Below are 14,699 nucleotides of genomic sequence, written 5' to 3'. Positions count from 1 at the left end.
TAATTACTCGTAATTTGACCATATTAACAGGATCAAGTTCGACGTATGATGCCAAACTATCAAATGCCGATAGAAGGAGTAGGAAATGTCAGAATCGCAAACCGCAACCGAACGTGTTGCGTTGAATCGCCAGCTCGCCCAGATGCTCAAGGGCGGCGTCATCATGGACGTCACCACACCCGAGCAGGCGCACATCGCCGAAGAGGCCGGAGCCTGCGCCGTCATGGCGCTCGAGCGCATTCCCGCCGACATCCGCGCGGCGGGCGGCGTGTCCCGCATGAGCGATCCGAAGATGATCAAAGGGATCCAAGAGGCCGTGTCCATCCCCGTCATGGCGAAGTGCCGCATCGGGCATTTCGTGGAAGCGCAGGTGCTGCAGGCCATCGACATCGACTACATCGATGAATCCGAGGTGCTCTCCCCCGCCGACGACACCTTCCATATCGACAAAACCCAGTTCAATGTCCCGTTCGTGTGCGGTGCGCGCGACTTAGGCGAAGCGCTGCGCCGCGTTGCCGAGGGCGCCACGATGATCCGCACGAAGGGCGAGCCGGGCACTGGCGACGTCGTTCAGGCCGTGCGCCACATGCGCATGATGAACGCCGAGATTCGCCGCGTCCAGAACCTGCGCACAGACGAGCTGTTCGAGGCCGCCAAGCAGTTGCAGGTGCCCGTCGACCTCGTGAAGTACGTGCACGAGAACGGCAAGCTGCCAGTCGTGAACTTCGCCGCCGGCGGCGTGGCGACTCCGGCAGACGCCGCGCTCATGATGCAGCTCGGCGCTGAGGGCGTGTTCGTGGGCTCGGGTATCTTCAAGTCCGGCAACCCCGCCAAGCGCGCGCAGGCGATTGTGAAAGCCGTGGCGAACTATACCGACGCCAAGCTCATCGCCGAACTGTCCGAGGACCTTGGCGAGGCGATGGTCGGTATCAACGAGAACGAGATTGCCCTGCTCATGGCCGAGCGTGGCAAGTAAGCGGCCCCTCGAACGTCGATATCGCCTGAAAGGTTTGCATATGGGAAAGAAAGTTGCCGTCCTGGCTGTTCAGGGGGCGTTTGTCGAGCATGAGCGCGCGCTTTCGAAGCTGGGATGCGAATGCGTGGAACTGCGACAAGGGCCCGACGTTCGCCAGCCTTTCGACGCGCTTGTGCTGCCGGGCGGCGAGAGCACGGTGCAGGCGAAGCTCCTGCGCGAGCTCGGCATGATCGACGAGCTGCACCGCCGCATTGCGGACGGCATGCCCGTTATGGGCACCTGCGCGGGGCTCATCCTCCTCGCGAAAACCGTCGAGGAAGGCGTTCCCGGCGCAGGTGACCCTACCGCGGAAGTGGTCGGGGGAGCCGTCGCGCCAGGAGCTTTCGGCACGCTGCCCGTGACCGTGAGGAGAAATGCCTACGGCCGGCAGCTGGGGAGCTTCCACGCGAAAGCACCGTTTTCAGACATCGAGGGCGACGTCCCCATGACGTTTATCCGTGCGCCCTACATCGCCGAAGTCCACGAGGGCGCGACCCCGCTCGCCACGGTCGATGGACGCATCGTCGCCGTGAGAGCCGGCAACCAGCTCGGCGTAGCCTTCCATCCCGAGCTCGACGACGACCTGCGGATTCACGAGCTGTTCGTGAGCCTTATCGGGTAGGAGGGACGTCCTGCAAACAGAAAGGCCGGCTGCCCAATTGAACAGCCGGCCTTTTCTCGCTTTGTCTGTGAGGTTTATTCCTCGACAACCTCGGGGATAGCGCCCATCGGGCACTCCTCGACGCAATCACCGCATGCGATGCAGTTGTCCTCGTTCACGGGAGCCGCAACGCCGTTGACGACCTCGAGAACCTCCTGCGGGCAGGCGTCAACGCAAATGCCGCAGCCGATGCACTCATCTGCATCAATAACCGGGTGAGCCATGTCAAACTCCTTCTCGTCTCATTCAGATGAAAGCGAATCCCGGCGCCCTCTCGCAACTGACCGCCGCGCGCTCGGGAAACTACTGCCCGAAAAGATACCATTGCAGCCGTTAAATGCAAGAGAAATCGAGCGTTTTTCAGGGTACGGCGCGAATTGATACCGAGACGTCAAGATACGCCGAGCAAAGTCGGACACGCCTCGCGGCGCGTCCGATGATTATTCCCCATTTTGGGATGAAGCGCTCCATCCCGCTGCTTGAGGATCGCCGGAGGACGGGTTCGCGGCAGAGGCTCTCGCTCGCAAGGGCTCAGAAGAAGCGGCCCGCTAGCAAGGGTCGCTGGAGGGCAGGCTCACTAACGAGGATTCCCCCGGCGAGGACTCGCAGCTGGGGCTCGCTAGCGGAGAGTCTGCCGGCAAGGGCCTACTAGCAGATGCGCGGGAGCTGCTCGCCCACCAGCATGTCGAGGATGCGCTTGCCGCCGAAAGCCGTGCGCAGGTAGACCTTCGGCCCGCGCTCGGGCTGCATCTCGCCAACTTCGCCGATGATGGCCGCATCGACGCCGTACTTGTTCGCTCGCATGGCGCCAAGCGCGGCATCCGCCTCGTCAGCGGGGACGACGCAAACCATCTTGCCCTCGTTCGCCACTTGGAGCACATCGTAGCCGAGCATCTCGCAGGCGCCGCGCACCGCGTCCTTCACAGGCACGGAGTCCTCTTCGATGGTGATGTCGACCTGCGCCTGATCAGCGAACTCGTTGAGCGTCGACGCCAAGCCGCCGCGCGTCGGATCGCGAAAGCAGCGCGTATTGGGCGCGACTGCGAGAACCTCAGCGATCAGGTGGTTCAGCGGAGCCGCATCGCTTTGCAAGTCGGCCGAGAAGCTTAAGCCCTCTCGGCAGCTCATGACGGTGATGCCGTGGTCGCCCAAAGTGCCGCTGACGAGCACCTTATCGCCCGGTTTGCACTGCTCACCGCCCAGGCTCACCCCCTCGGGAACAACGCCCACACCCGCGGTGTTAATGAACACGCCATCACCGTGGCCGCGGTTCACAACCTTCGTATCGCCCGTGACCAAACGCACGCCCGCCTCGCGCGCCGTTTCTGCCATCGTGGAGCAAATGCGCTTCAAATCAGCCATGGGATAACCCTCTTCAAGGATGAAACCGCAGCTCAGATAAAGCGGGCGGGCGCCCGAAGTGGCCACATCGTTCACCGTGCCGCAAATCGCGAGCCGCCCGATGTTGCCACCGGGGAAGAACTGAGGGGTCACGACGAAGCTGTCGGTGGAGAAGGCCAGCCGCTCGCCAGGTTTGGGCGCCGGCAGAACCGCCGCGTCGTTCCCCTGCAGAAGCTCGTCGTTTCCGTAGGCCTCGTAGAAAACCTCATCGATGATGCGCTTCATCATCGATCCGCCGCTGCCGTGCCCGAGCATCACTTTCTCGTCCATGAGGACTCCCTTGTCTTCGTCGCCCGCCTTGCGCTTATCGCGCGCGGGGAAATCGTTCGTTTGCCCCATCATACGCCAGAACGCGCGGCGGAGACGCAATCGCCGCTCGGACAGAAGGCAAACAGCAGAAACAGGGCAATCGGCCAGCGCGGCAACGGCAAGAGCGGCACAGTATCACGCCTGCTTGAATGCCAATCCATGCTAGTTTATATAGGGAACTGCCTCATTAATGCATACCCATTCGATAGTGTTTCCTCAGATCATCCACTACCTATGCAAGATAAATAGTAACGTTTTAAATTATTGTTATATGTCTAATGCTGGCTTATGTGCTATATGTGAATCATGTCTTTATAGGGAACATCCCAACAAGCCAAGGAGGAACCGCATGGTCCAAACCATCGACAACCTTTCTCGCCGCACCTTCGTCAAGGGCGCGGCAACCGCAGGAGCACTCGCAGGCATCGCCGCCCTCGGCGGATGTGCAAGCGAGCAGAAAACCGAGGACAAGTCCGAGGCGAAAACCGACGCCCCCGAAAGCAAGTACGACAACACGATTTCGGCCGACATCGAAGACCTCAACATCGTGCTTCTGGGCAAGGACTCGAAGATCGCCGCCATCATCTTGGCCCTCAAGAAGGGTTACTACGAGGAAGAGAAGCTCAACGTCGCCACGCAGACCGTGTCGGGCGGCTTCCCCGAGGCAATGCCTGCGCTCTCCAACGGCACCGCCGACGTGCTTCCCTTCGGCTCCATCCCTTCCTGCACCTATATCGGACAGGGCGATGACCTGGTCATCTTCGGTGGCACCGTCGCCGATGGCTCCGAGTGCGTCACGCTCATCGAGAACAAGGACGCCTATAAGAAGCCCGAGGATTTCAAGGGGAAGAAGATCGGCTGCTTCCGCATGGAGACCGGCCACATGATCACCAAGAGCTGGCTGCGCCAAAACGGCATCGAGGACGGCAAGGACGTGGAATTCATCCTGCTGGAAAGCTCTGCTGCCGAAGTTGCCGCAGTTGAAAACGGCGAGATCGACATGTGCTTCGTGAACAGCGGCTACGGCTACGTCGCAACGCAGGGCGGCAAATGCGCCGTGGCGTTTCGCCCCAACGAGCTGACGGGCAAGGAGTTCCCTTGCTGCCGCCAGACCACGAATCGCAAGGCGTTCGAGGAGAAGCGCTCGGCGCTCATCAAGTTCGAGATCGCCAACCTGCGCGCCCTCTACGACATCGAGAGCGACCACGCGGGAACCATCGCAACCATCGTTGAGTACTCCGGCCAACCCGAGGAGTACATCGAGAACATCACGTACGGCAAGGGCGACTACGTTGCCGCGATGAAGTTCGAGATGGACCCCTACACCGACGACGTGAAAGCGTTCTACGGCGACATGGTCGACAACGGCGACATCGACGACACCAACAAGGAGCTCATCGTCGAGCACATGGACTCAACCATCTACAAGGCAGCGCTTGATGCGCTTATCGAGCGCGGCGAGAACAAGGACTTCTACGAGAAGCTCGCTGCCGAGTATGCGAAGCACAACACGCTCGGCATCTAACTACCTTCCCCAGCGCGCCCGCAGCCTGGCTAGCGGGCGCGCTTCTTTTCCATCCGATATCGCGAGGACTCCATGCCTGCCATCTCATTCAAAAACGTGAGCTACTCCTACGTCGACGGCGATGAATCGTTTCTGGCGCTCGAGGACATCGACCTTGAAATCGCCGACGGCGAGTTCGTATGCCTCATCGGCCATTCAGGATGCGGCAAGTCGACGCTGTTGTCCCTGCTCGCGGGCCTGTCGATGCCAACCGCGGGAGAAATACTCATCGATAATGTACCAGTTTCAGGGCCTGGGCCCGACCGGTCGATCGTGTTTCAAAGCTACTCTTTGTTCCCCTGGCAGACCGCCCTTAAGAACGTCATGTTCTCGATCCGCCAGACGAACAAGGACATCTCCAAGGAGCAGGCGAAGGTGCGCGCGATGGAGCTACTTGCCCAGGTAGGCATGGAAGACGCAGCGAACCGCTACCCTTACCAGCTCTCGGGCGGCATGCGTCAGCGGGTGGCAATCGCACGCGCGCTGGGCATCGATGCGCCCACGATGCTGCTCGACGAGCCCTTCGGGGCGCTCGACCCGCTCATCCGCGGCAAACTGCAAGAGCTTTTGCTGCGCCTGTGGAACGAGGGCGAAGGCTGCTGCAAGACGGCGGTCTTCGTGACGCACGACATCGACGAAGCGCTCATTCTCGCCGACCGCCTCATCTTCATGGAGCCCCGCCACATCACGCGCGAGTTCATCCTGCCGAAAGACCGCGCTCGCAGTGCCGATGCCATCGTGGAAGATGTGCGGCTGCGCGATGTCAAACGCGAGGTCATGGAGCTGTTCGACGCCACCGCAACGGGAAAGGAGGACTGCTGATGCCGTTCGGGAGAAAACCCGTCGCGGACGATTCCCCCCTCGCCGAAAGCGAGGCCACAAGCGTCGCGATGCCTTCGGTCGCACGCACCACAACACCTGCGCCCAGCTCGACCAAAAGCTTTGCACGTCAGGTGCTCACCGTGCCGTTTGTCCTGGCGAACGTGTTGTTCCTGGCGCTTCTCGCAGCAATCGCGATCCCAGGCAAGGTCCACCCGAAGACGAGCGTCCCCTTCTACGTCGCCGCGGCGATCATCGAGGCGCTGTTCTTGTGGCGCTATTTCGCGGGCGGGCGGAAGCGTTCGACGTGCCACATCGCGATCGTCGTGTTTCTGCTGCTCATCGTTTGGGAAACCGTCTCGACCGACTTAAAGCTCACGCACCCGGTGCTCATCCCCAACCCCGAGAACGTGTTCGCTGTGTTCCCCGCGCGATGGGAGGAGCTCCTCAAGAACGTAACGTCATCGATGATCCTGCTCGCAGAGGGCTTCATCACCTCGCTTATCGCCGGCAACATCATCGGGCTGTTCGTGGGCTGGATGCCCAAGGTGCGCGAAGCGGTCTACCCCATCGCGCACGTGCTCGCGCCCGTGCCAGCCATCGTGTTCGCGCCGTATCTGGTGATGCTTCTGCCCTCGTTCAAAGCCGCAGCTGTTGCCGTCATCTTCCTCGGCATTTTCTGGCCAACGCTTTTGAACACCATCCTGCGCGTGGAGTCCCTCGACAAGCACATCCTCGACTCGGCGCGCATGATGGGGCTTTCCACGCCCACGATGATCTTCCAGGTTCTTCTGCCGTATCTGTACCCCACGGTTGCGACCGGGTTGAAAACACAGCTGCCGACCGCCATGTTGATGCTGGTCATGGCCGAGATGTATGGCGCCACAAGCGGGCTTGGGTACTTCGTCATCAACTACACGAACTACGCGAACTACACGAACGTCGTCGCGGGCATTATCATGGTCGGGATCGTTGTCACCATTTTGGACTTCCTGGTGGGGCTTCTCGTTCGCAAGACAGTGAAGTGGAGCTAGCCTGGTAAAGGCAAGAGAGAGGGGATTTATGTCAGCAGGAAAGGGAATTTGCCTGGTATGCGGGGAGCCGCTTGCCTACTTTAAGGAGGCGCAAGACGTCACCTGCCAAATCTGCGGCAAGAAGGAGACGGGGCATTCCGTCTGCGTCGAGGGCCACTACGTGTGCGACGCATGCCATCGCGCGGGCGGGGTCAAGCATATCATGGCCGTATGCCGTGAAACCGACTCGAAGAATCCCATCCGCATCGCGCAGAAGATCATGAGCGACAAGTCGATCTACCCGAACGGGCCCGAGCACCACACCCTCATCGGAGCTTCGCTCATGGCCGCTTACAAGAACGCCGGCGGCGACATCGACTTGGAGAAGGCGCTCGCCGAGCTACAGAAGCGCTCACTTCTCGTGCCAGGCGGCACCTGCGGGTTCTGGGGCACATGCGGCGCCGCGACAAGTGCCGGGCAGTGGTGGTCGATCGTTTCCGGGTCGACGCCCATGACGCGCGACCCCTGGGCGCAAACACAGCGCTTGACCTCACGTATCTTGGGGAAGCTCGCCGATTTGGGAGGCCCGCGCTGCTGCAAGCGCACGGGATTCACGGCGATTCTCGAGAGCGTCGCCTTCGCCAAGGAGATGCACGGCGTGGAAATGGAGACTCCTGAAAAGGTGACCTGTGCGTTTTACGCGAGAAACGCCGAATGCCTCAAGGAAGGCTGCCCGCACTTCCCGAGCAAGGAGTAGCGCGAACAAGACGAAGCGCCCAGGCTACGACCGAACAGGCCGCCCATCTGGGCGCTTCTTGCGTCTTTTCCTTTATGGGAGCTCCTTGCGGGAACCCTCTGCAAAGTCCCCGACGAAACTCTTTGAGAGAGCCCTTCGCGGAAACTTCGCAGAACCTTTCACGAAAGCCCCTCTACAATCCTTCGCCCGCGGTGGTGAGGACCAGTCGCCCGTTCTTCACGCCCTTCGTGCCAAGGATCAGGTTCGCGATGGTCTGCACGAGCCCGGTCTCGCCACGCAGAATCACCACTTCCAAGCAATGATGCTGGTCGAGATGCACATGGAGCGTGGACACGATGTTGCCGAAATAGTCGTGCTGAATGTTGTGCAGCTTCTCCTGCACATCCGACGCATGATGGTCGAACACGATCGTCAGCGTGCCCATCACCTCCACGCCAGGAGTCGCGCACTCGTCCTCGACGAGCGCATCGCGCACCAGGTCGCGCACCACTTCGCTGCGGTTCTTCGCCAAACCACGGCGAGCGACCAGCTGGTCGAAGCGCATCAAAAGCTCCTCGGGCATCGCCACCGAGAAGCGCATGAGGTCATTGCTCATGATGCGCGCCGCTTACACGAGGTTGACGGTGACACCAGGAGCGTTTTCCGCGTCGTCCTCGAGCGCGTCTTTCGCCTCGTCGAGCATGGCGCGCACGTCGTCGAGCAGCGCCTGCACGTTGTGGAGCTTCTCGTTCGTCTGCGCAAAGCCGGCATCGCCCGCCTGGTGGGCAAGCATGTGGGCCCAGCGGCGCTCCAGCTTGATATGATCGTCGATCTGGTCGATCATCTGGGAGAATTGACCCGTGTTAATACCGTTCGTGCACATAAACAGCCTCCTTCATCGCGCCAGGCGGACAGGCGCACCTCGCGCATAATCGCAAAACCAGCACTTTGTTTCTTGCTATCATGGGTTCAGGTATACCCCTTCAAGCCACCCAATGGGGGATTGATGTGAAAGAATCCACAAGAAGTAACATTTACGAGGCGAACGGCAGCCTCGTTTGGGACCTGTACGCCGACTACGTGTCGGGATCGCACTCGACGCTCGCCTGCGCAATCGGCTCCCGCGAAGCAAGCGAGGCGGCACGGCATGCCCTTGAAAGCTCGATGGCTGCCCTCGGCTACGGCGGCGCGCTGGCCTTCGTGACCCTCGACGTCGACGATATCCCGCTCGGCGATGTCGACCTGTTCACCCTTGTGGAAGGAATCGATCCGCTTGCGATCGTGGCGACGGATGCCGCGGCAGCCGCCCGGCTCTCGCGCGCTTATCGGCAAAACATCCCAGTCGACGAGGCCTGCCGCATCTTCTGCCGCAACGGCGTGGCGTTTCGGGATTTGGAGGGCATGCTTGAGACCCCCGAGGGAAAGCAACACGCCTGGGCGCTGTTCAAGAAGCTTCCCCGCCTGGGGAAATAGAGGAAGGTCAATCGGCGCGCGAGGCTGCGCACCTGCCTGCCTCGTACATCCCCCACCCGCCTGCCACGGCGCGCCCACCGCGCGCATCCCGCGTCCGCGGGCATTCCAGCCCTCGCGACTTGTCTATCACTCACACTCTCACCGCGCACGTGCGCAAATCATCCCCAGAAACGAGAAAAGGCCGCGGGGGAGGCGGCCTTGTTCTCGGACGAGTGGAGTGAGGAGAAATCTTTGGAACGATTAGAAGAATACCCCTTTAATTATTCCAAGTCAAGAATATATTTATCCTCAAGACGAAATAGGACACATCAGACCGAAGCGTTCCGCAAATCGCAGAACGCTTCGGCCCTCGAAGCCCGTTAACCTTACAGAGAGGTCGATGAGAATCCCGAAGGTTCCTTACGAGAAGAACGTGGCGTTCAACCACGGGCCGTATTCGCCTGTCCACATGGAACCGAGCTGATCGAAGACGACCGCCCAGTCGATGGTCTGCCCGAAGAACAGCTCCAGGTAGTTATGACTGTCGATCACGCGCTCGGGCGCTGCGGACAGGTTCTCCTGCGCGATGGTGTACGTGCAGGTGGGGCACATGGTGACAAGCGTGTTCGCGCCCGTCGAATGAGCTTCGTCCACCACGCGCATGACACGGCGCTTCGTGATGTCGGGATCGTAGCCTGCAACGGCGCCACCCGCCCCGCAGCACAGCGTCTGCTTGCGGCGCTCGTCCATCTCGCGAATCTCGACCTGCGGCATATAGCGGCGCAGCACGCCGCGAATCGCCCGGCCATGGCGCCCGTCGTGACGGTCGTGGCACGAATCGAACACGGTGACGGAAGGCACGTTCGAAGGAGAAAGCCCCGCCGCCCGAACCGCCGCGTCAACATCTTGCGGCATGCCGTCGGCGCGCAGTGCGACCCCCGCCGCGCGCTCCATTTCGCGACCGCGCTCCAAGATGAGCTCGGGCAGCGGGATGATGTCGATATCGTCGGCCATAAGCTCGGCGAATTCCTCACCGCAACCAGGGCAAACGGTTACCATGCGCGTGATACCCGCGGCTTTTATCTGCTCGAAAATCTTCTCGCGATGCGCCGCAGCGCGATCGAAGAAGCCCGCGCTCATGAGCGGACTTCCGCAGCAGTCGTCGGACATGCACCATTTGAATCCCGCGGCGGTGAGCCATTCGCCCACGCGACGGGTCAGATCGGGCGCGTAGCTCACCAGCGAGCACCCGGGAAAGAACACCGTGTCGAACGTTCCCAGCTCGTACGCCGCCGCATCGCGCAGTGCGACGATTTCGGGATACCCTATGCCGAAGATGGCGCGGTAGGCGCTGAAGATGTGCCATTCGTTGTCGACCATCGTGAGCTTTTCGGGCTGGTAGAGCCCCGATTGCATGAACAGCTCGCGCCAGTCGCGCATACGGTCGGGAGCGAGCATGTGAACCGCGCAGTCCGCCGTGCAGTAACCGCAGAAGCAGCAGCGGCGAAGCGCATGGTACATGTCGTAGTTCGACTGCATGAGCTCGGCCACCGCGGCGGGGCGTTCGTCAGCGGGAAGGGACATGACGCGGTCGTACGCTTCCTGAACCGTGCCCACATCGAGGCCAGGCTCCTTGAGCACCTCGCAGCGAAGCGTGCAGCGCTTGCAATGCGCGCACTGCATCTTCTTGTTTGCCCAGCGCGAAAGCATGCTGAGCGCAGGAGAGGCCGCCTGGTCGATCTCGGCCAGCTCGTCTGCGGTCAATTTCCGCACCCTCGTTTGTTTGAATTGCCCCGTTTTCATGAGGAACAGTGTAGCGCACAAGAAACCCGAAGCATGCGAAGAAACGCCGCGAGAGCAGAGCAATCTCGCAAAAGGATAGGAAGCGAACCCGAATGCGGCTCCAGAAGCGAATGCGAGCGCCTTTTTTATCGCGCACGATTGCGCGCAGAGAAATCACGCGGCGGTAAGGGGCACGATAGTTTGATACCATGCAGCCATGAATAGACTCACGAACAAGGCAATCGTTCTCGCATGCTGCCTGGCGGTTACAAGCGGTGAACTTTCAGGAGAATGCAGAGACGCCACCGAGATCGCAAGAGGAACCCGCGAGCTGGCGCTTTCCCTCGCCGTCGAGCATCGCAAGGAGCGCGCATAGCATGAATAAAGCAGGCGTCATCCAAGACGCGATTCCGCAAGAAGACTTCCTCGAAACGAGCGGCCCCAACGAGGCGGGCATGGTCGCACAGCACTTCTTCGCGTTCAACACCGCGATCACGCTGCAGGCGTTCGCGCCCGAGCAAGCCTGCCTTTCGGCGTTCGGGCGCGTGCGCAAGGAGGCTCGCAGGTTCGAGCGACTCTTCTCAAGAACGCTTCCCCATTCCGATATTTCGCGTCTGAACAGGGCGGGAGGTACCCCTGTCGAGATTTCGCGCGACACGGCCGACCTTTTGGAGTGCGCGCTTTCCTACTGCGCCGACGGCGACGGGCGCTTCGACATCACGATGGGCTCGGCCGTGCAGCTGTGGGACTTGCGTCGCGCGATCATTCCCTCGCAGGATGCACTTCGCGAAGCTGTCGCCCATGTTGACTGGCGCGGCGTCCGCGTACGGGAAGAGAGCGGGCGCTATTTCGCCCAACTTGCCGACCCGCAAGCGGCAGTCGACGTCGGAGGAATCGCCAAGGGGTGGATCGCCGACAAATTCACGAGCGTGCTTCTCAAAGAGGGCTTGGAGGACTTCCTCATCAACCTCGGAGGCAACGTGGTGGCGCACGGGGAAAAGCCCGGCGGCATAGCGTGGAACATCGGAATCCGCGACCCACGCGACGAGAACTCTATCGTGGGAGCGGTGTCGCTTTGCGACGCATCTGCGGTGACGAGCGGCATTTACGAGCGCTGCTGCGAGGTCAACGGGAAGTTCTACCACCATATCCTCTCGCCCGAAACGGGAATGCCCGTGCAGACCGACGTCGCAGGAGCAACCGTCATCGCCGATCGGTCGATCGACGCCGAGGGATATTCCACCACCTTGCTCGCACTTGGCACCGTGCGGGGGCTCGCCTTCGCCCGCAAGCACCCCGCCATCCGCAAGGCAATCTTCGTCACGAGCAATGGGGATGTGCTCGAATCGTAGCGGAGCCCGCCGACGCTGAATTTCACCCCCTCGCGTTTCGCTCGAGAGGAGTGCGTTTGGATCGTGACGAGAGCGGAAAAGCCGGAAATACAAAAGACCCCGCCGAAGCGGGGCCTTGAGTTTATGGTGGTCAGAGGGGGACTTGAACCCTCGGCACGCGGATTTTCAGTCCGCTGCTCTACCAACTGAGCTACCTGACCATACGTGCTTGCCTTTCGCGGAGAATCCGTTCGAGCAAACGCAAGATAGTATTTTATGGCAAATGGCAAAGCGCGTCAATAGCTTTTTTCAAAGTATCGAAGCTATTACGACACCCACAAGAATCGCCGGGGCAAACGGGAACGTCTGGGAGCCGATTCCCTTCCCGCCTTCGCGAAAGCGCGACGCTATCTGTATCACAAAGACGACGAGACACGCCGCGAACAGGCACCACAGCCCCCGCTCCCAGCCCAGGAACAGTCCGACCACCGCAAGCAACTTGATGTCCCCGCCTCCCATGGAGGGGCGTTGGGCTAAGCGCTCGAACGCGATCGAGACCGCAAGCGAGCCACCCCCGAGCACAAGCGCCCCCACAAGCCCGTCGCCAAGCGTCAAGCCGAAGGGGGATACCCTTATCGTCGCGACGGATGCAGCCGACGCCGCATTTCCCATTTGTGCGTCCACGCCGAAGGCGCCGGCAGAGCAGGCGGCCGCCATCGCGGCAAGCAGAACGCGCACGGCAAGCCAGAGCACCGCCATCGCTGCCACTAGCTTGTTGGGAATCCGCCTCTCGCGCAGGTCGATCGCGCTCGCCCAGGCTAGCAGCACCAAAAAGAGCGCGAACGACGCCCCACCCGCATACGCGGGGGCGTTGCCAAGGACGACCGATACGCTCATCGGGCTCTCTTTCTGTAGGAGTACCGCGACTTGATGGACAACTAGAAGAGTTATGCGACGTTTTTCAGGCCTTGTTTACCGCGATTCGCGCCAAACAAAAGCAAAACCCCAGGGAAAAGCGAACGCCGGCGCACTTTTCCTGGGATTCCGCCTCGCAAACCAGTGCACAACTCGCTCAGTTGAACCAACTACCAGTTATGCTCCACGCGGCCGCTCGAATCGACGCTAGCAGCCGAACAGAAGCTCCTTCTCCTCGCCCGGAAGCGCCGCGCGCGCCTGATCGCGCAGATTGTTCACGCCGATGAAGAACTGGCGCATCATGACCACCATGAGATAGCGGCCCTTCGGCGTCAGCGTGATTTCCTCGTCGTTGTTGGTGGCAAACGCTCCCGCCGCGGTCATGAATGCCATCTCAGCGGGGAGGCCGGCCTCGATTGAGCAGCCGAAATCCTCCTTGAACTGCTTCTTGTCCAGGCGAAGGCCGAACAGCTGCATCATGAAGCGGTAGCGCATACGGTCGTGCTTGGAGAAGTGCGTTTTGCCCATGATGGACATGCGACCGCTTTCGATCTTCTCGTTGTACTGGCTGACGGAGAAGGTGTTCACGTACATGTTCTCGCCCAAATACGTGATGCCGCCCGAGCCGATCGCCGGGTACTCCTCGTAATCGACCACGTACTCGTCGATCATCGCGTCCTCGCCCGCAGCACCCGTGCCCAGGCGGTTGAACGTCCATGCGCTGCCGTTCTCGAACAGCGGCTTGTCGCCGCCGATCAGAAGCTCGCAGATGATCTCGTAGAAACGCTGCTCGCGCTTGTAGTCAACCTTGCCCACCGTGCGCGCAAGCGAGCGCTGCACGCTCGGCGACGCCATGAGCGGGTAGAACGTGGTTTGGCTCGCTCCGCTTTCGATTACGCGCTCGATGTCGTTGATCAGGATGTCCTCGGTTTGCGCCGGGAAGTTGAAAATCATGTCGGCGTTCATGGACACGAAGTACGGGCTTGCCTCCTGGATGCGCTCCATGATTTCCTGACCGCAGCCGTACTTTTCGTAGCGATCCATCTGCTTGAGCAGCCCGTCGTCGAAGCTCTGCACGCCGACGGAAAGGCGATCGACGCGACCTTTCAGCTTCTCGAGATAGCTCGGAATAAGATGGTTCGGGTTGGTCTCCGACGACACTTCCTTGATGGAGAAGTTCTCGCGCGCCATGTCGATCGTCTCGCACAGCTCATCGATCATGATGGTGGGCGTGCCCCCGCCGATGTAGACGCTCTCGAAATCGTAGCCCAAGTCCTTGAGCATCATCATCTCTTTGCGCATGTTGGCGAAATAGGGTTTCGCGCGCTCCTCCTTGAACGGGAAGCGGTTGAACGAGCAGTACGGGCACAGGCGCTCGCAGAACGGAACGTGCATATAGAGCATGTAGCGCTGCCCAGGCTTTGGCGAAGCGACCTTCGCGTCGTCGGTCGGCGTGAGCTTCAGATATTGGTTTGAGCACGCGCGAACCACCGTGCTCAGCATTCGTTCAGAAAGCATATTCTAACTTCTTCCCTGCTATTTCGCCTTTGGCCCCTTCGCGCTCGCAAAGGGGCCAGAACCAGACTCCGACCCTTGCACCACGCGCAGTTCCGCACGAGCGCGAACAGCCCCGTGGGCCGCTCGCGCAAGTCGAAACCGCCCGAGCATGGCGAAAGCGTCGGAGTCAAAGTACGTAACGTT

Annotated in this window: 16 protein-coding genes and 1 tRNA gene; 9 read left to right on the top strand and 8 right to left on the bottom strand. The window is 60.8% G+C overall.

Translation table 11 applies throughout. The features are described from left to right. Positions 1-85 precede the first annotated feature (85 nt). Together pdxS and pdxT are read left to right on the top strand one after the other, a co-directional pair. A complete protein-coding gene (gene pdxS, locus F8C90_RS03900; RefSeq protein ID WP_158049143.1) occupies positions 86-976 on the top strand; it encodes a pyridoxal 5'-phosphate synthase lyase subunit PdxS in 891 nt (296 codons plus the stop codon). A 40-nt stretch (positions 977-1,016) separates the two neighbouring features. After that, complete coding sequence (gene pdxT / locus F8C90_RS03895) at positions 1,017-1,637, top strand: pyridoxal 5'-phosphate synthase glutaminase subunit PdxT (protein WP_158049142.1); 621 nt, start codon at positions 1,017-1,019, stop codon at positions 1,635-1,637. A gap of 74 nt (positions 1,638-1,711) precedes the next feature. Here the strand turns inward: pdxT and F8C90_RS03890 are convergent, their stop codons facing one another. Next, on the bottom strand, positions 1,712-1,900 hold the full coding sequence (locus F8C90_RS03890) for a 4Fe-4S binding protein (protein WP_158049141.1): 189 nt from the start codon (positions 1,898-1,900) through the stop codon (positions 1,712-1,714). A gap of 424 nt (positions 1,901-2,324) precedes the next feature. After that, positions 2,325-3,347, bottom strand: a complete 1,023-nt coding sequence (gene hypE, locus F8C90_RS03885; RefSeq protein WP_158049189.1) for a hydrogenase expression/formation protein HypE — start codon at positions 3,345-3,347, stop codon at positions 2,325-2,327. Between the two features lie 388 nt (positions 3,348-3,735). Here hypE and F8C90_RS03880 point away from each other — a divergent pair, with 388 nt between their 5' ends. From F8C90_RS03880 to F8C90_RS03865, 4 genes are all read left to right on the top strand, one after another. Beyond that, positions 3,736-4,911 (top strand): ABC transporter substrate-binding protein, encoded by a 1,176-nt coding sequence (locus F8C90_RS03880; RefSeq protein ID WP_170264538.1) that lies wholly within the window; start codon positions 3,736-3,738, stop codon positions 4,909-4,911. A gap of 72 nt (positions 4,912-4,983) precedes the next feature. Then, positions 4,984-5,772 carry an ABC transporter ATP-binding protein gene (locus F8C90_RS03875; protein WP_158049139.1) on the top strand — a complete coding sequence of 263 codons (789 nt, stop codon included), beginning with the start codon at positions 4,984-4,986 and terminating at the stop codon, positions 5,770-5,772. Beyond that, positions 5,772-6,803, top strand: a complete 1,032-nt coding sequence (locus F8C90_RS03870; protein WP_158049138.1) for an ABC transporter permease — start codon at positions 5,772-5,774, stop codon at positions 6,801-6,803. Before F8C90_RS03875 ends, F8C90_RS03870 begins: the two co-directional genes overlap by 1 nt. A 28-nt stretch (positions 6,804-6,831) precedes the next feature. Next, positions 6,832-7,539: a DUF5714 domain-containing protein gene (locus tag F8C90_RS03865; protein WP_158049137.1), complete on the top strand. Its 708-nt coding sequence runs from the start codon at positions 6,832-6,834 to the stop codon at positions 7,537-7,539. A 172-nt stretch (positions 7,540-7,711) separates the two neighbouring features. On the opposite strand, the gene nikR is transcribed toward F8C90_RS03865, so the two are convergent. After that, positions 7,712-8,134 (bottom strand): nickel-responsive transcriptional regulator NikR, encoded by a 423-nt coding sequence (gene nikR / locus F8C90_RS03860; RefSeq protein WP_158049136.1) that lies wholly within the window; start codon positions 8,132-8,134, stop codon positions 7,712-7,714. Positions 8,135-8,146: 12 nt separating this feature from the next. Further along, positions 8,147-8,401 carry a dynein gamma chain protein gene (locus tag F8C90_RS03855; protein WP_158049135.1) on the bottom strand — a complete coding sequence of 85 codons (255 nt, stop codon included), beginning with the start codon at positions 8,399-8,401 and terminating at the stop codon, positions 8,147-8,149. Positions 8,402-8,526: 125 nt separating this feature from the next. On the opposite strand from F8C90_RS03855, the gene F8C90_RS03850 reads away from it, so the two are divergent. Beyond that, positions 8,527-8,991 carry a hypothetical protein gene (locus tag F8C90_RS03850; RefSeq protein WP_246155774.1) on the top strand — a complete coding sequence of 155 codons (465 nt, stop codon included), beginning with the start codon at positions 8,527-8,529 and terminating at the stop codon, positions 8,989-8,991. 399 nt (positions 8,992-9,390) lie between these two features. Here F8C90_RS03850 and F8C90_RS03845 read toward each other — a convergent pair whose 3' ends face one another. Then, on the bottom strand, positions 9,391-10,734 hold the full coding sequence (locus tag F8C90_RS03845) for a (Fe-S)-binding protein (protein ID WP_211361008.1): 1,344 nt from the start codon (positions 10,732-10,734) through the stop codon (positions 9,391-9,393). A 235-nt stretch (positions 10,735-10,969) separates the two neighbouring features. Between F8C90_RS03845 and F8C90_RS10900 the strand changes: the two genes are divergently transcribed. Both F8C90_RS10900 and F8C90_RS03840 read left to right on the top strand, forming a co-directional pair. Beyond that, on the top strand, positions 10,970-11,128 hold the full coding sequence (locus F8C90_RS10900) for a hypothetical protein (RefSeq protein ID WP_170264531.1): 159 nt from the start codon (positions 10,970-10,972) through the stop codon (positions 11,126-11,128). 1 nt (position 11,129) lies between these two features. Next, on the top strand, positions 11,130-12,104 hold the full coding sequence (locus F8C90_RS03840) for an FAD:protein FMN transferase (protein WP_158049133.1): 975 nt from the start codon (positions 11,130-11,132) through the stop codon (positions 12,102-12,104). 124 nt (positions 12,105-12,228) lie between these two features. Here the strand turns inward: F8C90_RS03840 and F8C90_RS03835 are convergent. The 3 genes from F8C90_RS03835 to F8C90_RS03825 form a co-directional block, all read right to left on the bottom strand. Next, positions 12,229-12,304: transfer RNA gene (locus F8C90_RS03835), tRNA-Phe, on the bottom strand. An 88-nt stretch (positions 12,305-12,392) separates the two neighbouring features. Then, a complete protein-coding gene (locus F8C90_RS03830; protein ID WP_158049132.1) occupies positions 12,393-12,980 on the bottom strand; it encodes a prepilin peptidase in 588 nt (195 codons plus the stop codon). Positions 12,981-13,205: 225 nt separating this feature from the next. After that, positions 13,206-14,516 (bottom strand): coproporphyrinogen III oxidase family protein, encoded by a 1,311-nt coding sequence (locus F8C90_RS03825; RefSeq protein WP_158049131.1) that lies wholly within the window; start codon positions 14,514-14,516, stop codon positions 13,206-13,208. Positions 14,517-14,699: the final 183 nt, after the last annotated feature.

It is taken from the genome of Ellagibacter isourolithinifaciens, from assembly GCF_008831035.1.
Classification (GTDB): Bacteria; Actinomycetota; Coriobacteriia; order Coriobacteriales; family Eggerthellaceae; genus Ellagibacter; species Ellagibacter isourolithinifaciens.
The sequence above is the reverse complement of the archived record's forward strand: the minus strand, read 5'-3'. Positions and strand labels throughout refer to the sequence as shown.